This window comes from Marinobacter sp. BSs20148 (assembly GCF_000283275.1).
Lineage (GTDB): Bacteria > Pseudomonadota > Gammaproteobacteria > Pseudomonadales > Oleiphilaceae > Marinobacter > Marinobacter psychrophilus.
This window is the reverse complement of the sequence record NC_018268.1, coordinates 2445100-2466511: the sequence shown is the minus strand read 5'-3', so window position 1 is coordinate 2466511 and position 21412 is coordinate 2445100. Positions and strand designations below refer to the sequence as shown.

Annotated in this window: 22 protein-coding genes, 2 tRNA genes and 1 pseudogene; 23 read left to right on the top strand and 2 right to left on the bottom strand. The window is 55.7% G+C overall.

The window, feature by feature from the left end:
- The first annotated feature begins 94 nt into the window (after positions 1-94).
- From MRBBS_RS11160 to MRBBS_RS11140, 5 genes are all read left to right on the top strand, one after another.
- Complete coding sequence (locus MRBBS_RS11160) at positions 95-682, top strand: TerD family protein (RefSeq protein ID WP_014871621.1); 588 nt, start codon at positions 95-97, stop codon at positions 680-682.
- A 13-nt stretch (positions 683-695) separates the two neighbouring features.
- The gene (locus MRBBS_RS11155; protein ID WP_014871620.1) at positions 696-1145 is read left to right on the top strand and encodes a tellurite resistance TerB family protein; all 450 of its coding nucleotides are present in this window, start codon (positions 696-698) and stop codon (positions 1143-1145) included.
- 59 nt (positions 1146-1204) lie between these two features.
- Positions 1205-2191, top strand: coding sequence for a calcium/sodium antiporter (locus tag MRBBS_RS11150; RefSeq protein WP_014871619.1), 987 nt, complete (start codon positions 1205-1207; stop codon positions 2189-2191).
- 105 nt (positions 2192-2296) lie between these two features.
- On the top strand, positions 2297-2875 hold the full coding sequence (locus MRBBS_RS11145; RefSeq protein ID WP_014871618.1) for a TerD family protein: 579 nt from the start codon (positions 2297-2299) through the stop codon (positions 2873-2875).
- Between the two features lie 57 nt (positions 2876-2932).
- A complete protein-coding gene (locus MRBBS_RS11140; RefSeq protein ID WP_014871617.1) occupies positions 2933-4204 on the top strand; it encodes a TerD family protein in 1272 nt (423 codons plus the stop codon).
- A gap of 12 nt (positions 4205-4216) precedes the next feature.
- Here MRBBS_RS11140 and MRBBS_RS11135 read toward each other — a convergent pair whose 3' ends face one another.
- Positions 4217-5236, bottom strand: a complete 1020-nt coding sequence (locus MRBBS_RS11135; RefSeq protein WP_014871616.1) for an ATP-grasp domain-containing protein — start codon at positions 5234-5236, stop codon at positions 4217-4219.
- 200 nt (positions 5237-5436) lie between these two features.
- Between MRBBS_RS11135 and tadA the strand changes: the two genes are divergently transcribed.
- The 4 genes from tadA (at position 5437) to MRBBS_RS11115 (ending at position 8781) form a co-directional block, all read left to right on the top strand.
- A complete protein-coding gene (gene tadA / locus MRBBS_RS11130; protein ID WP_014871615.1) occupies positions 5437-5940 on the top strand; it encodes a tRNA adenosine(34) deaminase TadA in 504 nt (167 codons plus the stop codon).
- Positions 5941-5946: 6 nt separating this feature from the next.
- Entirely contained in the window at positions 5947-6936 is a 990-nt protein-coding gene (gene galE, locus MRBBS_RS11125; RefSeq protein WP_014871614.1) for a UDP-glucose 4-epimerase GalE, read from the top strand.
- Positions 6937-6997: 61 nt separating this feature from the next.
- Positions 6998-8341, top strand: coding sequence for a UDP-glucose dehydrogenase family protein (locus tag MRBBS_RS11120; RefSeq protein ID WP_014871613.1), 1344 nt, complete (start codon positions 6998-7000; stop codon positions 8339-8341).
- An 11-nt stretch (positions 8342-8352) separates the two neighbouring features.
- Positions 8353-8781 carry an HIT domain-containing protein gene (locus MRBBS_RS11115; RefSeq protein WP_014871612.1) on the top strand — a complete coding sequence of 143 codons (429 nt, stop codon included), beginning with the start codon at positions 8353-8355 and terminating at the stop codon, positions 8779-8781.
- An 80-nt stretch (positions 8782-8861) separates the two neighbouring features.
- On the opposite strand, the gene fabR is transcribed toward MRBBS_RS11115, so the two are convergent.
- Positions 8862-9485 (bottom strand): HTH-type transcriptional repressor FabR, encoded by a 624-nt coding sequence (gene fabR, locus MRBBS_RS11110; RefSeq protein ID WP_014871611.1) that lies wholly within the window; start codon positions 9483-9485, stop codon positions 8862-8864.
- Positions 9486-9775: 290 nt separating this feature from the next.
- On the opposite strand from fabR, the gene aspS reads away from it, so the two are divergent.
- The 14 genes and pseudogenes from aspS (at position 9776) to nadA (ending at position 21375) form a co-directional block, all read left to right on the top strand.
- A complete protein-coding gene (aspS, locus tag MRBBS_RS11105; RefSeq protein ID WP_014871610.1) occupies positions 9776-11608 on the top strand; it encodes an aspartate--tRNA ligase in 1833 nt (610 codons plus the stop codon).
- A gap of 3 nt (positions 11609-11611) precedes the next feature.
- Entirely contained in the window at positions 11612-12139 is a 528-nt protein-coding gene (ruvC, locus tag MRBBS_RS11100) for a crossover junction endodeoxyribonuclease RuvC (RefSeq protein ID WP_041635261.1), read from the top strand.
- Positions 12140-12176: 37 nt separating this feature from the next.
- Complete coding sequence (gene ruvA, locus MRBBS_RS11095) at positions 12177-12806, top strand: Holliday junction branch migration protein RuvA (RefSeq protein ID WP_014871608.1); 630 nt, start codon at positions 12177-12179, stop codon at positions 12804-12806.
- Positions 12807-12927: 121 nt separating this feature from the next.
- The gene (gene ruvB / locus MRBBS_RS11090) at positions 12928-14016 is read left to right on the top strand and encodes a Holliday junction branch migration DNA helicase RuvB (RefSeq protein WP_014871607.1); all 1089 of its coding nucleotides are present in this window, start codon (positions 12928-12930) and stop codon (positions 14014-14016) included.
- Positions 14009-14443, top strand: a complete 435-nt coding sequence (gene ybgC / locus MRBBS_RS11085; RefSeq protein WP_014871606.1) for a tol-pal system-associated acyl-CoA thioesterase — start codon at positions 14009-14011, stop codon at positions 14441-14443. Before ruvB ends, ybgC begins: the two co-directional genes overlap by 8 nt.
- A gap of 136 nt (positions 14444-14579) precedes the next feature.
- Complete coding sequence (tolQ, locus tag MRBBS_RS11080; RefSeq protein WP_014871605.1) at positions 14580-15269, top strand: protein TolQ; 690 nt, start codon at positions 14580-14582, stop codon at positions 15267-15269.
- Between the two features lie 33 nt (positions 15270-15302).
- Entirely contained in the window at positions 15303-15749 is a 447-nt protein-coding gene (gene tolR, locus MRBBS_RS11075; protein ID WP_041635260.1) for a protein TolR, read from the top strand.
- Positions 15750-15828: 79 nt separating this feature from the next.
- Entirely contained in the window at positions 15829-16830 is a 1002-nt protein-coding gene (tolA, locus tag MRBBS_RS11070) for a cell envelope integrity protein TolA (protein WP_014871603.1), read from the top strand.
- Positions 16831-16863: 33 nt separating this feature from the next.
- The gene (gene tolB / locus MRBBS_RS11065; RefSeq protein ID WP_014871602.1) at positions 16864-18195 is read left to right on the top strand and encodes a Tol-Pal system beta propeller repeat protein TolB; all 1332 of its coding nucleotides are present in this window, start codon (positions 16864-16866) and stop codon (positions 18193-18195) included.
- 121 nt (positions 18196-18316) lie between these two features.
- On the top strand, positions 18317-18886 hold the full coding sequence (pal, locus tag MRBBS_RS11060) for a peptidoglycan-associated lipoprotein Pal (RefSeq protein ID WP_014871601.1): 570 nt from the start codon (positions 18317-18319) through the stop codon (positions 18884-18886).
- Positions 18887-18936: 50 nt separating this feature from the next.
- Entirely contained in the window at positions 18937-19704 is a 768-nt protein-coding gene (gene ybgF / locus MRBBS_RS11055; protein ID WP_041635258.1) for a tol-pal system protein YbgF, read from the top strand.
- An 84-nt stretch (positions 19705-19788) separates the two neighbouring features.
- A tRNA-Lys gene (locus tag MRBBS_RS11050) sits at positions 19789-19864 on the top strand.
- Positions 19865-20028: 164 nt separating this feature from the next.
- Positions 20029-20104 (top strand) — tRNA-Lys (locus MRBBS_RS11045).
- A 195-nt stretch (positions 20105-20299) separates the two neighbouring features.
- Positions 20300-21375 (top strand): annotated as a pseudogene (nadA, locus tag MRBBS_RS11040) (quinolinate synthase NadA).
- The last annotated feature ends 37 nt before the right edge of the window (positions 21376-21412 follow it).

Below are 21412 nucleotides of genomic sequence, written 5' to 3'. Positions count from 1 at the left end.
GGTTAAATTAGGATTAATTAAGGAATGGAAAAAGCATTGCACAACAGACGCAGAAAATTGTACTGTTTTTCAAAGCCATAAAAGGAATTAAAAAATGAGTATTTCTTTATCGAAAGGTCAGGCGATAAGTTTGTCAAAAGACAATCCGGGGCTGTCCCGTGTTTTCATGGGGCTGGGTTGGGATCCGGTGAAAAGCAGTGGCGGCTTCCTGTCGAAGCTGTTTGGCGGAGGCGCCTCGTCCATTGATCTGGACGCAAGCGTACTCGTCTTTGACAGCGCGAAGAACGAAATTGACAGAGTCTGTTTCACCAAACTCAAATCATCAAACGGTGCTATCACCCATGACGGCGACAATCTGACCGGTGAAGGCGACGGCGATGACGAAGTGATCCGGGTCGATCTGTCCCGCCTGGACGCAAAAGCTGCGCACCTTGTGTTCACCGTCAACAGCTTTCGCGGCCAGACATTCAATGAAGTCGATAACGCCGTTGCGCGGCTTGTAGACGACACCAACCAGCGTGAAATTTGTTCATACACGCTGCGCGAGCATGGCGCACACACCGGCGTTGTTATGGCGTCTTTGTCAAAAGGCAGCGACGGTTGGAGCATGACAGCCCACGGAGTTCAGGCTACCGGCCGCACTGTAGACGACCTGGTCGGCGTTTCGAAATCTGTCATTTAGCAGGAGCTTAACGATGTTGAACTGGTTGAAAGACAAAAGTAACGAAGCCCACGCCCGCTTGACGGCGGAAGTGTCGAAGTTCCGCAATCGCACCTTTATGGAGGCTGTTGTTGCCTCCTGTGCCTTGGTAGCGGCGGCGGATGGAACCGTATCCTCTGACGAGAAACAGAAGATGGCGGGGTACATGCGGAACTCGGACGAACTCAAGCACTTCGCCATGACCGACGTGATTGCCTTCTTCGAAAAGGTGGTCGCGAATTTTGATTTCGACTCGGCGATCGGTAAGGCCGAGGCCCTCAAAGTGATTGGTCGCCTTCGTGATAACGAGGAGCAAGCTCGGGTTATGGTTCGTGTTGCCTGCGCGATCGGTGCGTCAGACGGAACCTTTGATGATGAGGAAAAAGCTGTTGTGCGCGAGATCTGTGTGGAGCTCGGGCTGAAACCCGCCGATTTCGATCTTTAATCAGCAATTCAACGAGGGCGTTCATACTGCCCTCATTTTTTAGACAAACGGAATCTTAAATGGACGGATTAACCACCTATCAGCTCGCGGTCATTGCGCTGGGTGCTATTTTTTTTGGGGTATGGCTTCTTGTTAAAGGTGGCGATCTTACGATCGATTCAGCAGTATGTATTGCTGAAAAGTCGGGTCTTTCGAAGATGTTCATTGCGGCCACCATCGTTGCTTTTGGCACCTCGGCGCCGGAGCTGTTTACATCGGTGAACGCAAACATCAGCGGCTTTGCAGGCATCTCGGTTGGCAACGTGATCGGATCCAACATTGCTAACGTGCTGATGGTGATTGGTATCTCAGCAATGATCGCTCCAATCGTGTTTGACCGTAAAAAAGCTCAGGTCGACACCCTGGTGATGATTCTGGCGACTGTCGCTATGGCTGTAGCCGTCTGGGCAGGGCTCCTGCCCCGCTGGGCCGGTCTAACAATGGTTTTCGCCATTGTTGCCTATGTAACCTACCAGTACAAAGCGAGTAAAATCGAAGTTGACGACGACGACGAGGGCGAAGACGCGAGTCCCGGGAATCCTTTTGTTATGGTCACGATCGGAATTGCAACGCTTGTGATCGGGTCGGAGGTGCTGGTTCAAGGGGCGGTTGCTGGCGGCTTCGCTCTGGGCGTTCCTGAAGCGGTGATCGGGATGACCGTGATTGCATTCGGGACCTCCCTGCCTGAGCTGACCGCCTGCGTAGCGGCGGCTAGAAAAGGGCAGTCGGATATGATCATTGGCGGGATTGTTGGATCGAATATTTTTAACATCCTGTCGGTAATGGCGATTACGGCCGTGGTGAAACCGCTGGTGATCGATCCGCGGTTCGGCCAGTTTGACCTGTTGATCGTTCTTGCCGTAACGTTCGTGTTCGCGCTCTTTCTATTGTTTGTCGGTCGAATTGGCCGCATTGCTGGCGGGATCATGGCAGTTTCGTATCTGCTGTTCACCTTCGCTCAATACAGCGGAGTGGCTGACGCATTCGTTGGGGTCGCGGCTCCTTGATGTACAACTGTTTATAACGATGTACAAAGAGTCTGGTAGCACTCTGTAATCTTTACCCGTCCGATTTGGGCGGGTTACAACTTACATTTCGCAAAGGAAAACGACATGGCAATTTCTCTTAGTAAAGGTGGCAACGTTTCGCTTTCTAAAGAGGCTCCGGGTCTCACTTCCATCCTGGTTGGTCTTGGCTGGGATCCGCGCGTTACTGACGGCACAGAATTTGACCTGGATGCGTCAGTGTTTATCTGCGGTGAAAACGGCAAGGTGCGTTCCGACGAGGATTTCATTTTCTACAGAAATCTGGTTGGGCTTGGCGGCGCTGTTGAGCATCTCGGCGACAACCGCACTGGTGAAGGTGAAGGTGACGACGAACAGGTCAAGATCGATCTGTCAAAAATCCCGGCGGACGTAAAAAAGCTGGTTTTCGTCGTGACGATTCACGAAGCCGAAAAGAAAAGTCAGAACTTTGGCCAGGTTAGCAATGCGTTTATGCGCATTCTCAATCAGAACGGCGGCGCTGAACTTGCGAAGTACGACCTCTCCGAAGACTACTCAACCGAGACCGCTATGATCTTTGGTGAGATCTATCGGCATAACGAAGAGTGGAAAATGAAGGCAATTGGCGCCGGCTTTGCGGGCGGCCTAGGGCCATTGGCCACGGCACACGGCGTGAACATCGGCTAGTTCGGGGGCGGGTCGCCATTTTGGGGTGGCCCGCACCGGTTTATTAAGGAGTTCCTGATGACTGTCCTGGGCCCTGGCGCAAACGCGCCCCTTACCTCGAATGACCTAACCGTTCTGATACGCCATGGCACAATACCGGGTGCGGATATCGACGTGTCCGCTTTTCTGGTCACTGCGTCAGGCAAAGTTCGGTCAGATGGGGATATGTGTTTCTACGGGCAGCCATCGGTTGCCGGGGGCGCTGTGGCGTTTACTGGCTCTGAAAACGGCGAGTCCCGTTTTACTGTGGGGCTTGGCCAAGTTCCAGCCGGGGTAGAAAAGGTGGTGTTCACGGCCACGATTCACGAGAATCGAGCCTCTTTTTCCCGAGTCCCTGAGATTACACTGGATGCGGGCGGAGTACGGGGTGCCATTCCCTGCGCGGGTATGACAGAGACGGCGCTTATTTTGGCCGAGCTTTACCAGCGCAATGGAGCCTGGAAATTCAGGGTTGTTGGGCAGGGGTTCAACGGTGGGCTCTCAGCGTTGGCGAAACACCTTGGCGTTGAGATTGCTGAACCGGCGCCGCATGCTCCTACCCCGGCGCCTGCTCCGACACCTGCGCCTCCTCCACCCCCGGCGCCTACTCCGACTCCAACTCCGACTCCGACTCCGACTCCGACTCCGACTCCGACTTCAAGTCCAGCCCCGACTCCCGTTCCCCCGCCGTCTACAAGTTCGGTCAACCTTTCGAAAGTGAGTCTGACCAAGCAGAACAACACGGTTTCTTTGACGAAAGAGGGCGGCCGCTTCGGAAAAATGCAGATCAACCTGAACTGGAATCAAAGCCAGACCCAGAAAAAGACCGGCTTTTTCTCCAGAGGCTCAGTCGCGATCGACCTTGACCTGGGCGCGTTCGTAGAGACGCGAGACGGGAAGAAACATGTCATTCAGGCGCTTGGCAACGGCTTTGGTGACTTCCAGCAGGCTCCCTTTGTGCGATTGCTCGGGGATGATCGTACTGGCTCCACTTCAGACGGAGAGTGGCTTGAGATCAACGGGGACCGTTGGGCAGATATCAAGCGCGTTCTTGTTTACGCATTTATTTACGAAGGCGTCCCGAATTGGAAGGAAACGGACGGCATTGTTCGGGTGTTGGTTCCCGGGCAGCCGGAAGTCGAAATCCGGATGAACGAATTCGAACAAGACGGCAGCATGTGTGCTGTGGTCGGCATAGACAATCACAACGGTCAAGTGCGCGTCTCCCGGCAGGTCACTTTCTTCAGTGGCCATAAGGCGTTGGACAAACAATACGACTGGGGATTCCGCTGGACCGCCGGCCGCAAATAGCCGGGCGCTCCTTTAAACTCCCCAGAACAGCTCGCGCCGCCCCGCTCGTACCTCTCTGGCAACCCGCGCCGGCAGTTCGGGTCTTACTCCGGTGATGGAGTCAAGCAAGAGTGCAGGTAGGTTAACGTCTGTTAGCCCGGTCATTCCGATCCCACCCGAGGCGCGAGTGTTCACTTCCATCAGCCTTTGCGTTCCGGCCGTGTCCTCAATTGTTTGTAGGTTCAGTATGCCTGTCAGCCTGAATGTCTGTGCGACGAATTGGGCTAGCTCCTCTCCGTAGGTGTCATGAATGAGCCGCTGCGAAGTCCCCGCTTTGATCCGGGTCACCGTCCCGAGCAGATGCCCGTCATGGCAAGAGAAATCGACGCTTCGTTCCGGGCCCTCCAGAAACGGCATCAGCATCATTGGCTCTGGCCGGTGTAGCGCTCCGAGCAATGCCCGAAAGGCAACGTCCGGCAGTTCCAGCGCCGATAGGCCTGAAAGTGGGGTCATGGCAGGCAGTTCGTCTCGAATTATCCGAAAGCCGGCCCCGTAAATGCCGGACGCGGGCTTTACGCACAGCGGGCCCGGGTGATCTGGGAAGAGTTCGCCTTCCCCGCGCAGACGTCCGTATTCTTCTGCTCCTTCAAAACGCCTGAACGGAGTGATCGGAACGCCAGCCGTCTCCATTCGGGAAAGGAATGTCGGCTTCTCCTCGAGAAACCCCATCGTGTTCGAGTCTGAGGCGGTCAGTAGCCGGATCCCGCGCGCGGTGAACCAGTCCCGAAACCCGGCCAGCTCCTCACGTCGCCGATAAGGTAAAACCACGTCTGCCCTCTCTGTAAGCGCTACCTGCAATAGCCAGTCGGCATAGGCGTCCGGGCTCATCAGCCGGGTTTCGGCGGGCTCAGGCAATAGCTTGTCCGCCGCCAGGGCGATCGGGGTGTCGCGCCGCTCATGGGTCGCGATAACGTAAAGGTCTGGCCGGGCGCGACGCATCAGGTCGATCAGGTCCGCAGCGCCAGAGATGTTGTGATTAAAGAGGATTCGCAAGAGGGGTTCCTATCTGTTGATGATCGTCCAATATTGATACAGGACTCCCGCCCAATTTCTGGCGGCATTATATCTAGGGGGCTGTGGCCGCGTAAATGGCAGAATTTAGGCTATCATGTCGCCTCGGCACTCATGGGTCACGTTCTGGGTGGTACCGGTTGGTTTGCGATGCTGGCGTAGCGCCGGGCACAGGAGGAAATGTGATTGAACCCGTGATTCCATCGTCCGCGAACGATGAATACTGGATGAACCGAGCTCTGGCGCTGGCGGCACAGGCAGCCGCTCTGGGCGAGGTGCCGGTGGGGGCCGTAGTGGTGATTGACGGCCAGGAAGTGGGCGCGGGTTTTAACAAGCCAATCAGCAGCTGTGACCCTACCGCCCACGCCGAAATCTGCGCCTTGCGCCAGGCCGCGACTTACCTGAACAATTACCGTTTAAGCGGCGCTACGCTTTACGTTACACTGGAACCCTGCACCATGTGTGTGGGCGCGATTGTTCACAGCCGCATCAGCCGAGTGGTGTACGGTGCTACCGAACCCAAAGCCGGCGCAGTGGAATCGGCCCGGCGTACTTTTGATGAGCCTCACCTTAACTGGCGTGTTGAAACCCGTGGCGGCTTATTGGCAGAGCCTTGCAGTCGTATTATCAGTGACTTTTTTAGCCATCGGCGTGAACTCAGGCGCCAATTAGCCAAAACGGAGTAAATGGACATGAAAGTTCTCGTTACCGGCGGTGCCGGCTACATTGGCAGCCACGTTGTGCGCCAGCTGGCTGCTGCCGGCCACGACATTGTGGTGTTCGACAATCTTTCCACCGGCTATCGCTGGGCCGTTACCGCCGGCGAACTGGTGGTGGGCGACCTAGCAGACGCAGAGGCCATTGACGCCGTATTCAGCCAGCATCAGTTTGAAGCCGTACTGCACTTTGCGGCCAACATTGTGGTGCCGGAATCGGTCAGCAATCCCTTGAAGTACTACGCCAATAATACACGCAACACCCTGAATTTATTGCAGGCGGTTGAACGCCATAAAACGCCTTATATGGTGTTTTCGTCCACCGCTGCCGTTTACGGCACACCAGAGCAGACCGTGCTCACCGAAGACCTGCCGTTAGTACCCATCAATCCGTACGGCGCCTCTAAAATGATGAGCGAGCGGATGATTATGGATCTGGCCGCGGCATCGGCACTGAACTACGTGATTTTGCGTTACTTCAACGTTGCCGGTGCCAACCCCGAGGGCCTTCTGGGCCAGGCCACGCCGGAAGCGACCCACCTGATTAAAGTCGCCTGCGAATGCGCGACCGGCCAGCGCGAAGGCATGAGTGTATTCGGCACCGACTACGACACCCGCGATGGCACCTGCGTGCGCGATTATATTCATGTGGAAGACCTGGCCAAGGCCCACGTCATGGCGCTGGATTACATGGCCCGTGGTGGTCAGTCACAGGTGATGAACTGCGGCTACGGACGCGGATTCACTGTTGATGAAGTCATCAGCGTGGTCAAACGCCTCTCCGGAGTCGACTTCCCGGTTCAGCGCAGTGGCCGCCGTGCGGGCGACCCCGCGGCGCTGATGGCGGATAACCAGCTGATCAAACACACCCTTGGCTGGCAGCCGGATCACGACAATCTGGATACCATTGTGGGCACCGCGCTGGCGTGGGAAGGCCTCTGGCAAACGCGCAAGCGCGAGCAATAGGACCGGGTTGGTAAAAATCCACAGTTACCCTTAATTTGCTGAGAACGGCAGGAAACGATTTATGAATATAACGATTTTTGGCACCGGTTACGTAGGGTTGGTAACGGGCGCATGCCTGGCAGATGTAGGTCATAACGTGCTGTGCATGGATGTGGATCAGGCCAAGATCGCAAAGCTGGAAAACGGTCAGATTCCCATCTACGAGCCTGGCCTGGAAAACATTGTGCGGCACACGGTCGAAGCCGGGCGCTTGTGCTTTACGACCGACGCTGAAAAAGCAGTAAGACACAGCAGCTTGCAGTTTATTGCCGTGGGTACGCCCCCAGACGAAGATGGCTCGGCAGATTTGCAATATGTCACCGCGGTCGCTCGCTCCATCGGCCAGTACATGGACGGCTACACGGTAGTGGTTGATAAATCTACCGTACCTGTCGGCACCGCCGATAAGGTTAAAGCGGCAGTGCGTGGGCAGCTGGATAGCCGCGGCCTGGAGTTGGAATTCGATGTGGTGTCGAATCCGGAATTCCTCAAAGAAGGCGCGGCCATTAACGATTTCATGAAGCCGGACCGCATTATCATCGGCTGCGACAGTGACCGTGCCGCAGACATGCTGCGGGAAGTGTATTCCCCGTTTAACCGCAATCACGATCGCATGGTATACATGGACATCCGCTCCGCCGAGCTGACCAAGTACGCCGCCAACGCGCTGCTGGCGACCAAGATCAGCTTTATGAACGAAATTGCCAACCTGGCCGAGCGCCTGGGCGCCGACATTGAAGCGGTGCGCCGCGGTATTGGTTCAGACCCACGTATTGGTTACCACTTTATTTACCCCGGCTGCGGTTACGGCGGTTCCTGCTTCCCCAAAGACGTGCAGGCTCTGGCCCGCACCGCTGAAAGCATCGGTTACGAGGCCAAGCTTCTGAACGCAGTCGAATCCGTCAACTACGCCCAGAAGCACGTGCTGTTTGATAAAATTAGCCACTATTTCCGTGGCGATCTGAAGGGCAAGGTTGTGGGCCTGTGGGGCCTGGCGTTCAAGCCCAACACCGACGACATGCGCGAAGCTTCGGCCCGCACCCTGATGGAAGACCTGTGGAAAGCCGGCGCTACCGTGCAGGCGTTTGACCCGGAAGCCATGGAAGAAACCCAGCGTATCTATGGCGACGAAGCACGCCTGACCCTGTGCGGCACCAAAGAACAGGCCATTAAAGGTGCCGACGTGCTGGCGATCTGTACCGAATGGAAAGAATTCCGCTCGCCAGATTTCAAGGCCATTGCCGAAAACATCAAACATCCCGTTGTATTTGACGGCCGCAACCTCTACGAGCCGGAAATGTTGGAACGCCACGGCCTGTTGTATTACGCCATCGGCCGCGGCCGCAACCAGTTCCACAGCGAATAACAGGAAGCAACATGGCAAGCATCAACGGCTTTAATCTTCACGAACGCCTGGCGGCTGACACGTTAAGCTTAGGGCGTAGCCGTTTGTGCGAGCTTCGTTTAATGAACGATAGCACCTGGCCATGGGTGATTCTGGTGCCAATGCGGGCCGGCATTGGCGAGATCTACCAGCTTGATGAAGCCGATCAGCAGCGCTTGTTATGGGAATCGTCTGAACTCAGCCGCGGCATGATGGTGTTGTTTGCCGGCGACAAAATGAATGTAGCGGCGCTGGGCAATATGGTGCCGCAGCTCCATCTGCATCATATCGTGCGCTTCGAGGGCGATCCGGCCTGGCCCGCGCCAGTGTGGGGTAAGCAAGCGCCAGTGGCCTACGATGACGCAGGGCTTGCCCGCGTACGCGAACAGCTGGCACCAGTCGTAGCCAAGCTGCAAAGCTAACGTTGTACAGAGCTAAAATCGTACAGAGCTAAAGTTGTACGGAGTTGTAGGACAGGTTGGCAGGCTGTTCAGAGGCCGCTTTAGCCTCTGGCGCCCATCTCTTGGGCGCCTAACAATACCATTCTCAGCTCAACCTTCAGTTTAACTTTCAGCTGTTCCTGAATTTCTGTACTGGCATCCAGCGCTTCCGCTCCCTGGCTGAAAACCAGCGCCACCATAGCCTCGGCCACCAATTTTGGCTCTGCAAGACGGCGGCCTTCTGCGGCGGCAAAGCGGCGCAAGTCCACCGCGAGTTCCGTTACCACATGATCAATCTCGGCTTTAATCGCCGTCCGAAAATGCTCCGACAGCCCGGTGCGTTCCCGTAGCATCAAGCGGAACAGATTGGCGTTGCCCTGCAAATATTCCATAAAGGTATCAATAGAGGTCGCGATAGCGCTGCCATCATCGCCGTTGCGAACGATGCGCCGGCGGGCCTGGCGCATCAGCTGGCGCAATGCCACGCCGCCTTCGTCCACCAGAGTCATGCCCAGTTCGTCCAGATCTGTGAAATGGCGGTAGAACGATGTAGGTGCAAGCCCGGCTTGGCGCGTCACTTCACGCAGGCTAAGACTGCCAAAACTGCGGTCTGCGCTTAACTGAGCCAAGGCAGCATCCATCAGGGCGCGGCGGGTACGGCTTTTCTGCTCAGCGCGGGACGACAAAATAGTGACTCCAGGTAGGATTCGAACTGCATATTCTAGCCAGCTACCGAGGCTGCGTCACTTAACTGTAAGTCGACAATAACGTTGGCCTTCAAACGGGCCTGATTTTCACCACCATTCTGTTTATAATGTCCTACTTTTGCAGTATCGTTCGCGCCTCATTTTGCGTGCCAAAACCAACTTGACAGCTCGCGCGCACGGCTGCTTGCCCGACTTTGCCGGGCCAACGCCAAGCACAATTCTAAACAGCCAAATTTAAACATCAGACACCACATATAACGGGAACCGGTATGCGCAGTCATTATTGCGGTGAGATCAACGAATCTCACATCGATCAGGAAGTTACACTCTGCGGATGGGTACATCGCCGCCGTGACCACGGTGGGGTTATCTTCCTGGATCTGCGCGATCGGGACGGACTTTCACAGGTAGTGGTAGACCCAGACGTTCCCGAAAGCTTTGCCCGGGCGGAAAAAGTCCGCAGCGAATACGTGGTGAAAATTACCGGCCGTGTGCGTCGTCGTCCCGCTGGTACCGAAAACAGCAACATGGCCACCGGCCAGGTTGAACTGTTGGGCAAAGAAGTGATTATTCTTAACGCTGCCGCCACGCCGCCGTTTCCGCTGGACGAACACGTTGATGTGGGTGAAGACGTACGCCTGCGCTACCGTTTTATAGACCTTCGCCGTCCGGAAATGCTGAATCGCCTGCGCTTCCGCTCGCGGGTTACCAGCTACATCCGCAATTATTTAGACAGCAACGGCTTTATGGACGTGGAAACCCCCATCCTGACCCGTGCGACTCCGGAAGGCGCCCGTGACTATCTGGTGCCCAGCCGCACCCACGAAGGCTCTTTTTTCGCGCTGCCGCAGTCGCCGCAGTTGTTCAAACAGATGCTGATGGTGTCCGGTATCGACCGCTACTACCAGATCGCCAAATGCTTCCGCGATGAAGACCTGCGTGCTGATCGCCAGCCGGAATTCACACAGATAGACGTCGAAGCGTCGTTTGTGAACGAAGAAGACCTGATGAATCTGAACGAGGGCATGATTCGCGCCCTGTTCAAAGACGTCATGCAAGTAGAGCTGCCAGACTTCCCGCGCATGCCGTATTTCGAAGCTATGAACCGCTATGGCAGCGACAAGCCGGATCTGCGTATCCCGCTGGAACTGCAAAGCGTAGACGACCTGGTTGCCAACGTAGACTTTAAAGTGTTCGCTGGCCCTGCCAACGATGACAAAGGCCGTGTTGCTGCACTGCGCGTGCCCAACGGTGGCTCACTCAGCCGCAAGCAGATTGACGGATACACCAAGTACGTCGGCATTTACGGTGCCCGCGGCCTGGCGTATATCAAAATCAACGAGCTGGCCAAGGGCGCTGAAGGGCTGCAATCGCCTATCGTTAAGTTCCTGGGGGCGGACGTTGCGCTGTCGATTATTGAACGCGTTGGCGGCCAAGACGGCGATATCGTGTTCTTTGGTGCCGATAAAACCAATGTGGTGAATGAAGCCCTGGGTGCGCTGCGGATCAAAGTCGGCCACGATCTGAATCTGCTGACGTGTCAATGGGCGCCGATGTGGGTGGTGGATTTTCCCATGTTCGAAGAATTGCCTGATGGCGGCCTGACCGCTATTCACCACCCGTTCACCGCGCCCTCGTGTTCGCTGGAAGATCTGGCGGCCAACCCGGCCACCGCGCTGTCCCGCGCTTATGACATGGTTTTGAACGGCACCGAATTAGGCGGCGGTTCCATCCGTATTCACAATCAGCAGATGCAGCAGGAAGTGTTCCGCATTCTGGGTATTACCGAAGAAGAGTCGCGCGCCAAATTTGGCTTCCTGCTGGACGCACTGAAGTTTGGTTGCCCGCCCCACGGTGGCTTGGCCTTTGGCCTGGACCGCTTGGTGATGCTGATGACCGGTTCCAGTTCCATTCGCGATGTAATTGCGTTCCCGAAAACCCAGAGCGCCACCTGCCTGATGACACAAGCGCCGGGTGCGGTGGACGAAAAACAGCTGCGTGAGCTGCACATTCGCCTGCGTAAATCGGCTAAGGCTGTCGAGGGCAATATTGCGGACACTGACCGTATCGTCGACAACAGCAACGTCGACGGTAACGCCTGATCCGTGCCCATAATCCTCGGCGTTGACCCCGGCTCGCGCATTACCGGCTATGGTATTGTCCGTGTCGAGGGCAGGCACACTGAATATATCGACAGTGGCTGCATCCGTGTGGGTGAAAAGCCCATGGCGGAGCGGCTACGAGTGATTTTTCAAAGTCTCGTCACGCTGATTGCGGAATTTCGCCCCGAGGAATTTGCCATAGAGCAGGTGTTTATGGCTCGCAACCCGGATTCTGCCCTGAAACTGGGGCAGGCCCGCGGTGCGGCTATCGTAGCCGCAGCCACTAGCGGTCTGGAAGTGCACGAATACTCGGCACGCCAGGTAAAACAGGCGGTGGTGGGGTCAGGCGGCGCCGAAAAAGCTCAGGTGCAGCATATGGTGCAGGTGCTTTTGAGCCTCTCGCGCAAGCCTCAAGAGGATGCTGCCGATGCCCTCGCCATAGCGCTTTGCCACGCTCACATGAATCAGAGCCTGTTGCGCGTAGCCGGGCAGGGCGGCAAGGCCCGCAGCGGGCGAATGCGGCAGCAATAACCGACACCTAACCGGCACCCGTGCCAGGAGCCTTGATGTGATTGGTCGTATCCGCGGCATTTTGCTAGAAAAAAAACCGGCCCAGGCGATTGTTGAATGCCAGGGGCTGGGTTATGAGATTGATATCCCCCTTTCTACTTTCCTTAACTTGCCCGATCCGGGGCAGGAACTCACACTACACACTCATTTTGTTGTTCGCGAAGACGCTCAAAGCCTGTTCGGTTTTTCCTCCAGGCTGGATCGCGACCTGTTTCGCCTGCTGATAAAAGTGAATGGTGTGGGTCCCAGAATGGCGGTAGGCATTCTGTCCGGGTTGAGCGTCGACCAGTTTATTCGCAGCGTGCAGGCACGAGATACCAGCGCCCTGGTAAAACTGCCCGGTGTGGGCAAAAAAACCGCCGAACGCCTGCTGATCGAGATGACAGACAGGATAGGTCAGCTGGAAGGGCAATTTGAACTGACGGCCACGTCCGCTTCTGGTGTAACGCTGCCCGCTGACGGTATGTCGGCGGCGAACGACCCCCGCGAAGAAGCCGAAGCGGCCCTGATAGCACTGGGTTACAAGCCTCAGGAAGCCGCCAAGGCCATCAGCCGTATTGCCGAAGTGGGCATGACCAACGAACAGCTGATTCGCATGGCGCTGCGTAACATGATACCAACGGTATGACACGGCTTTAATGTACAGGGCACTGGCGCCGAACCTTGCGTCAGCGTAACGTGACAGCCTGCACAACCTTTGTACAATTGCCACGCTTTCAAACAGTCCTGACAAAAGAGCCGCTTACACAATGATCGAATCTGATCGCCTGATTTCGGCTAAAACCGCCGACTACGAAGACGTTCAGGACCGCGCTATTCGCCCCACATTGCTGGCGGACTACGTAGGTCAGCCGTCGGTACGCGAGCAGATGGATATTTTTATCTCTGCAGCCCGCAACCGTCAGGAAGCGCTGGATCACGTACTGATATTTGGTCCGCCCGGGCTGGGTAAAACCACTCTGGCCAATATTATTGCCAATGAAATGGGCGTGGCGATTAAAACCACTTCTGGTCCGGTATTGGAAAAAGCCGGTGATCTGGCGGCCATGCTGACCAACCTTGAAGCCGGCGACGTGCTGTTTATCGATGAAATTCATCGTTTGAGCGCAGCGGTTGAAGAAATTCTGTATCCGGCGATGGAAGACTATCAGCTCGACATTATGATTGGTGAAGGCCCGGCAGCGCGCTCGATCAAGCTCGATTTGCCGCCATTTACCTTAATAGGCGCCACCACCCGAGCAGGCCTGCTGACGTCGCCCTTGCGGGATCGTTTTGGCATCGTGCAGCGTCTGGAGTTTTACAACAACGCCGACCTGACCCGTATTATTCTGCGTTCGGCGCGGCTGTCGTCGGTGCATATTGACGAAGCCGGTGCGTTTGAAATGGCGCGCCGTTCCCGCGGCACACCGCGTATCGCCAACCGCTTGTTGCGCAGGGTTCGGGACTACGCCGAAGTGCGGGCAGATGGCCGTATTACCGCCGACATCGCCGACTTGGCGCTGAACATGCTGAAAGTGGACGATCAGGGATTTGATCACATGGACCGGCGTCTGTTACTGGCTATGATTGAAAAGTTTGACGGTGGCCCGGTGGGCGTCGAAAGCCTGGCCGCTGCCATCAGCGAAGAGCGCGGCACGATTGAAGACGTGCTGGAACCGTTTTTGATTCAGCAGGGTTTTATGCTACGCACCCCTCGCGGGCGCATGGTCACCAACCACGCTTACGAGCATTTCGGCGTAGTACGGGGTGAAGTAAAGGGCGAAGTAAGGGGCGAAATCGGTAAAGAAATGCAGGGCGAAGATGCAACGCGCCAAGCCGGAGCGGCCGCTGATGACTGAACTTATCAGTAACAGTTTTGTTTTACCGATACGGGTTTACATTGAAGACACTGACGCCGGCGGCATTGTTTTTCACGCCAACTATCTGAACTACATGGAGCGTGCCCGTACCGAGTGGCTTCGCAGCCATGGCATCGGCCTGCGTGTCGGCCTGGCCGACAACGTCAGTTATGTGGTGCAGCGTATGGAACTGTATTACCGCGCGCCTGCAAAGCTTGACGACTTGCTGGAAGTTCGCGCTGTACCAATTTCCTTTGGTAGGGTGTGGATGAAGTTTCGCGAACAAGTCGTGCGCCAGTGCGATCAGAAGCTTTTGTGCGAGGCCAGTGTAACGGTCGCCTGCGTCACTATGGATACCGGCCGGCCCCGGCGTTTACCGGCGAATATGATCAGCCTGCTGGAACAGCAGGTGCAGCAGAACCCATAGCGCACAGAGCGCAAGGCTGCTTTGGAAATGCTTCACGATGCATCCGAGTCGTTATTTAGAAAGCGGGTTGAGCAGGTTTTTAAAGAAGTAATCAGTGAATTCTCTGAAGAATCATCAAAATAACCGGGAGTAGAAGGTGGAATCTGAAATTTCGGTCTGGTATCTGATTTCCAACGCCGGTGTGCTAGTGCAGTTGGTGATGTTGTTATTACTGTTGGCGTCGGTAGCGTCTTGGGCGCTGATCCTGCAACGCGTTCAGGTATTTCGTAAAGCTCAGCAGTCAAGGCTGGCGTTTGAAGAGCGGTTTTGGTCAGGAATGGACCTGGGCCAGCTATACCGTGAGGTAGCTGCCGAGCCCACGCCGTTTTCCGGCATGGAGTCTATCTTTCGCGCTGGCTTCCGCGAGTTCTCCCGCCTGCGCCAGCAAAGTCATGACGGAGACGCGGTAATGGACGGCGCCCAGCGCGCCATGCGAGTCGCCTTTGCCCGCGAGCAGGAACGGTTGGAAGCCAGTTTGCCATTTCTGGCAACGGTCGGTTCTACCAGTCCCTACGTGGGCCTTTTCGGCACGGTTTGGGGCATTATGAACTCCTTTCGCGGGCTGGCACAGGTGCAGCAGGCAACGCTTGCCACCGTGGCGCCCGGTATTTCCGAGGCCTTGATTGCTACCGCCATGGGCTTGTTCGCCGCCATTCCTGCGGTTATCGCCTACAACCGTTTTGCTGCGCGCTCCGATGCATTGCTGAAAAACTACGAAACCTTTGCTGAAGAGTTTTCAAGCATATTGCACCGCCGTGTTCACAGCGGCGACAGAGCTGCACTGTGAATTTCAATTCGCTGAAGGCAAGGGTGTAACCTTATGAAAGGTATGGGGATGATGCCGGAAAGCCGGCGCAAACCAATGTCTGAAATCAACGTGGTGCCCTACATCGACGTGATGTTGGTGCTGCTGGTTATTTTCATGGTAACCGCGCCCATGCTGACCCAAGGCGTAAAAGTGGACTTGCCGCAAACCAGTTCCGACCCGATCCAGGCCGACAAAGACGTGGAAGCGATTATCGTGTCGGTAGACAGCAACGGCGCCTATTACGTGGAAGTGGGTGATCGCGGTAGTGACCCAATGGCGCTGGAAGAGCTGCAGTCAGAAGTCGCCAAAATTTTGTCCCAGCGCAGCAACAGCGAAGTATTGGTGCGTGGCGATGAACAAGTACGTTATGGCACGGTGGTACGCTTGATGTCGGCGCTGCAAATGGCTGGCGCGGCCAATATTGGGCTTATTACTGAAGCGCCCCTGGACAAACCATGACAGCAGTGCAGGCGGGTTTGCGGTGAGCGGACGGGAGCGCGACCAGAATAATGCTGGAACACCTGCCTGGAAGTCGCCCGTGGCGTTTTCCGTTGGCTTGCACCTATTGATTTTGGTGGTAGCCATAAGCGGCTGGAGCTGGAGCAGCTCTAACTTCGAACCACCACCGCGCAGCATTTCTGCCCGGCTGATCAGCCCTGAGCCACGGCCGGCACCGACCGTAACCGAGGTAGACCAGCCTGATGAAGCCGAGCAGCGCTTGGTAGAAGATCGCAAGTTGCTTGAAAAACAGCGTGAGGCGGAACAGCAACGCAAGGCCGAAGAGCAAAAGGAAAAGCAGGAAGCGGACGCCCGTGTGCAACAGCAGGCGGAACAGAAACGCGAGGAACAGGCGCAGGAAAAAGCCCGTGCACAGGCTGAAAACAAAGCGCAGGCAGCAGAGGCCGCAAAGCTGGAAGCTAACGCTGAAGCCAAAGAGCTGGCCAGGCAGAAAACGGAACAGCAGGCAGAGCGCGAGCTTCAGGAAGTAAAGCGCAAAGCCGACGAGCAAAAGCAGCTGGAAGAGCAGCGTAAAAAGGCAGAAGCAGAACGTCAGAAGCGCGAAAAGCAAGCGCAGGAACAGGCCGAGCAGGAACGGGTAGAAGCTGAGCGCAAACGCCAAGAGGCGGAACGTAGACTGCGTGAGCAGAATTTAAAAGCATTGGCGCAACAGGCTTCAGACGCCGAAGCCGACCAGGCGCGCAAATCACAACAGGCCGCCGCCGCCAGAGCGCGAGAAGCGCAAATGCTGACCGATGCAGAAAAGTACCAGGCGTTGATTCGCGACAGCTTGAGCCGGGCCTGGTATCCGCCGTCGTCAGCGACCGAAGAGACGACAGCACGACTTCAGATTTCTCTACTGCCAACCGGCGAGTTGGTGAGCGTAACGCTGGTGCGCGGTAGTGGTAATACTGCGTTTGATAACTCGGCCCTGAGTGCGGTGCGTTCACTGAACCGCTACCCTGTGCCTAAAGACCGAGACACGTTTGACAGCTATTTTCGCCAGTTTACCATCGAGTTCAACCCCAGTCGGTTGCGCTAGAATACGAGTAACAATATGACACAGGCTCTGAACATGACGTCGTTAACGACCCTGACAACCTTGATGACCTTGAGTAGAACCGCCGTGCGCGCGGGAATGGCGCTGGTTTTTTTGCTAGCAACCAGCTTGCCGCTGCGCGCCGAGCTGCTGATCCGCATCACCGAAGGCGTCGACTCGGCGCTGCCCATCGCCGTCGTGCCGTTTGCCGAAAGTGGCGCCATACCGCCGGGCGATACCTTGGCCGACATTGTGCAGTCCGACCTGACCATGAGCAGCGAGTTTCGCACTCTGCCAGCGGAAAAAATGCTCAGCCTTCCGTCGCAGCGCTCCGAGGTGCACTTCCGTGACTGGCGGCTGTTGGGCCAGCGCTATGTGTTGGTTGGTCAGTTGACCCGTCAGGGTGATCGTCTCGAAGCTCGCTATGAGCTGTTTGATGTGAACCGCGAGGAACGCATTTTGGGCGAGAGCGCGGGTGCGCCTTTGGGCAATCTGCGAACCTTGGCACACTACGTCAGTGATCGAGTTTATGAAGCCATTACCGGCGAGCCGGGGGCTTTTTCGACGCAACTGGCGTATATCACTCGGGAAAATGTTGGCGATAAGGTTCGTTATCGCCTGCAGGTCAGCGACATTGATGGTAAACGTTCGCGGGTTCGCCTTGAAAGCGCTGAACCGATTCTGTCGCCGGCCTGGTCGCCGGATGGCAGTCGCCTGGCGTATGTCTCGTTTGAAACCGGCAAGCCGGCGATTTATGTACATGAACTGGCCAGCGGAAAACGTACCAAAATAGCTGATTTTCGTGGTTTGAACTCGGCCCCGGCCTGGTCTCCCGACGGCAAATCCCTATTGATGACCTTGTCCAAAGACGGTAATGCTGACATCTACCGGATGGATCTGGCCAGCCGTGATCTGACCAAACTCACCGACCACTGGGCCATTGAAACCGAAGCCACCTACAGTGCCGGTGGCGATGAAATTTTCTTTACCTCTGACCGCTCTGGTGGCCCGCAGATCTACCGCCAGAAAGGCAAGGGTGAGCCGCGTCGGATGACCTTCGGTAGTCGCTACAACGCGCGCCCAAGGCCAGACCATAAAGGCGAGTTTGTGTATTACGTGCACCAGCGTAGCAACGGGTTTCACATTGCGCGCACCAATCTTAAAAGCGGGGAAGAAACCGTGCTTACCCGCACCGAATCCGATGAATCACCCAGTGTCTCCCCCAATGGACGCATGCTGATCTACGCTACCCGTCAGGGTGGTGCCAGCGTGCTGACGGTTATCTCGGCGGACGGCGGCGCAGCTTATAGCTTGCCCGCTACCGAAGGTGATGTCCGTGAGCCGGCGTGGGGTCCGCTGCCTCGGTAACTGTCTGGCCCAAAAAGGTCAGCCAGTGAGTTATGAAGTGAACGCAGTTTTGATCAATTTACGACCATGTTTCAAACCATTGACTACTCATTTTTAACCCATTGACTACAAGGAAATACTCATGAAGTTTTCAGTTCAGTCCAAAGCCATTGCCATGCTGTTCTCGGTCGGCCTCATTGCCGGTTGTAGCTCCACGGGCGACCAGATGGAAGACGCCAGTTTTGGTTCAGACGTGTCAGCAGTAGACCAGCAAGGTGGCTCCACTGTTTACAGCGATGGCACTCGTGACGGCGTATCGTCGGAACAGCTGAGCGATGAAGAGCGTATGGCCGCACAACAGCAGTCGCAACAAATGGCACTGCGTGGCGTTACCGTGTTCTACTTTGATTTTGACACCGCTGAAATCAGTGCAGAATCTCGTGACGTACTGGTTGCCCATGCGCGTTATCTGTCTGCCAACCCGTCAATGAACGTACGCCTGGAAGGCCATGCGGACGATCGTGGCACCAGTGAATACAACCTGGCTCTGGGCGAGCGCCGTGCTAACGCAGTGCAGCGCTTTTTGATTGTAAATGGCGCTTCCCGTGGCCAACTCGAAACCATCAGCTATGGTGAAGAGAAGCCAGCGGTGCAAGGCATGAGCGACAGCGCCCGTTCCCAGAACCGTCGGGTAGAGCTGATTTTCCGTTAACCGTTGCTGTTAGCATCTACAGGAACTTTTAGTATCCAACAGGTACGCCCATGACTAAAAAGCTCATGGCGGCTGCCACCCTCCTGCTTGCGGTAACGCAGGCAGGAGTGGTGCTGGCACAGTCGTCGACACCGGCATTTCAGAACAACACGTCTGAGGCCAGCCGTCAGGCCGGCAATAATCAAGCGAGTGCAGAACTGTTTTACATGCTTCAGCAGTTGCAGGGAGATGTGCGACGCTTGCAGGGTGAGGTGGAAGAGCAACGCCATCTGTTAGACCGCTTGGAGCAACAGGGCCGCGATCGCTACATTGATCTTGACCAGCGTATTCTGAAGCTGACTGCAGCGCAGCAGCAGGCTCAGGCGGCCGTCAGTGCCGCACCTGCGCCCGCACCTGCCAGCGTGCAGGCGAAAGATTATCGTCAGCCATCTGCTGAAGAAAGCAAAGCTTACAACGGTATTGTTGATCTGATTCGTAACCAGAAAAAATACGATCAGGCGATCACCCAAATTTATGAGTTTCTAGATATTTATCCCGAAGGTGACCTAACCGTGAACGCCTATTACTGGCTCGGTGAAGTCTATTTGGTAAAACCCCAGCTAGAGCAGGCTAAGCAGGCCTTCAGTATTGTTGCCACGCGCTTTGCCGACCACCGCAAAGCACCAGATTCAACTTACAAACTTGGGGTTACTCTAGACCAGCTGGGCGAAAAGGAAGAGGCCGGTCGGCGAATGCAAACGGTGGTAAAAAACTACCCGGACAGCAGCGCGGCGAAGCTGGCTCAGAGCTATCTTGACGGCCAAAGCAGCGGCGATTGAAGCTCAGTGTTTGGAAAAAATGAAAAAAACGGGCGCAAGGGGTTGATCACGCCTGAAAAATCATTAATATGTGCGCCTCGCTCGGGGTCGTTAGCTCAGTTGGTAGAGCAGTTGGCTTTTAACCAATTGGTCGATGGTTCGAATCCATCACGACCCACCAAACACCCGTCAGGGTCTTGCAAACGCAGTGTGTTAGCACAGATTGCTGTTATAGAGATTCTCGGCGGTAAGCACTGAAGTGTTGCAGTGCTGCGGTGGTTTAAAGCAGTTTCAACGCGCAAGCACGCCGACCAACAGGCTGTTTGTTATTCAGTGAGCAATTTAGGGTCGTTAGCTCAGTTGGTAGAGCAGTTGGCTTTTAACCAATTGGTCGATGGTTCGAATCCATCACGACCCACCATTATTCAAGATCTGCTGCAAAGCAGATCTTTTTTTTGTCTTTTTTTTGTCTTTTTTCACCTCTGACTCATCACTCCCGGCGTCTTTACTTGTTCTCCGCGTTTTTTGCCCTGCTGCCAGGCGATACACCGGAGTTTGAAATGATATACTCGTTTGCCGAAGGTTACTGCCAGAAAGCAATTGAGAGAAGCTGTACATGACGAAAGCTGAAGACCGTATCCGTGTTCAGGAATACCTGGCCCACGCCGCGGAGCCCAAGCTCCTCAGCGCTGAAGAAAAAACGCGGCTTGAAGCTCGCATCAAGGCTGCTTTAAGGAAAAAAACGCTGTTCTGGTGGCGCACTATTACACCGATCCAGACATTCAGCGCTTGGCTGAAGAAAGCGGTGGCTGTGTCGCCGATTCGCTGGAAATGGCCCGATTTGGCAATCAACATCCCGCGTCTACCGTAGTGGTGGCCGGCGTTCGTTTTATGGGCGAAACCGCTAAAATCCTGAATCCGGAAAAAACCGTTTTAATGCCTACCCTTGAGGCCACCTGCTCGCTAGATGTCGGTTGCCCGGTGGATGAGTTCTCAGCTTTCTGCGATGAACATCCAGACCGCACCGTGGTGGTCTACGCCAACACCTCGGCGGCGGTTAAAGCCCGCGCCGATTGGGTAGTCACCTCAAGCTGCGCCCAAGCCATTGTCGAATTGCTGGACGCCCGCGGTGAAAAAATCCTGTGGGCGCCCGACAAACACCTGGGCCATTGGGTGCAGAAAACCACCGGCGCCGATATGCTGCTGTGGAACGGCTCCTGTATTGTGCACGAAGAGTTCAAGCACCGGGGCCTGGAAGATATGAAGGCGCTTTACCCCGATGCCGCCGTATTGGTACACCCGGAATCACCGGATGCGGTAGTGGAATTGGCCGACGTTGTAGGGTCTACCTCACAGCTGATCAACGCCGTACAAAACTTGCCGAATGAACGCTTTATTGTGGCGACCGACAACGGCATTTTTTATAAAATGCAGCAGCTGGCGCCTAACAAGATCTTGATTGAAGCGCCCACCGCCGGTAACGGTGCGACCTGTCGCAGCTGCGCCCAGTGCCCGTGGATGGCTATGAATGGGCTAGAAAACTTGCTGGCCGTGCTGGAAGCACCAAAGGGCCAGACCAGCAATCAGGAAGTGCTGGTAGACGAAGCCCTGCGTGAAGACGCTCTGCGGCCTTTACAGCGCATGCTGGATTTTACCGCCAATATGAATTTGAAGGCCGTCGGCAACGCCTAACAGGGTTTGACCTCAGGCTACCTGCGGGTTTTTGCTG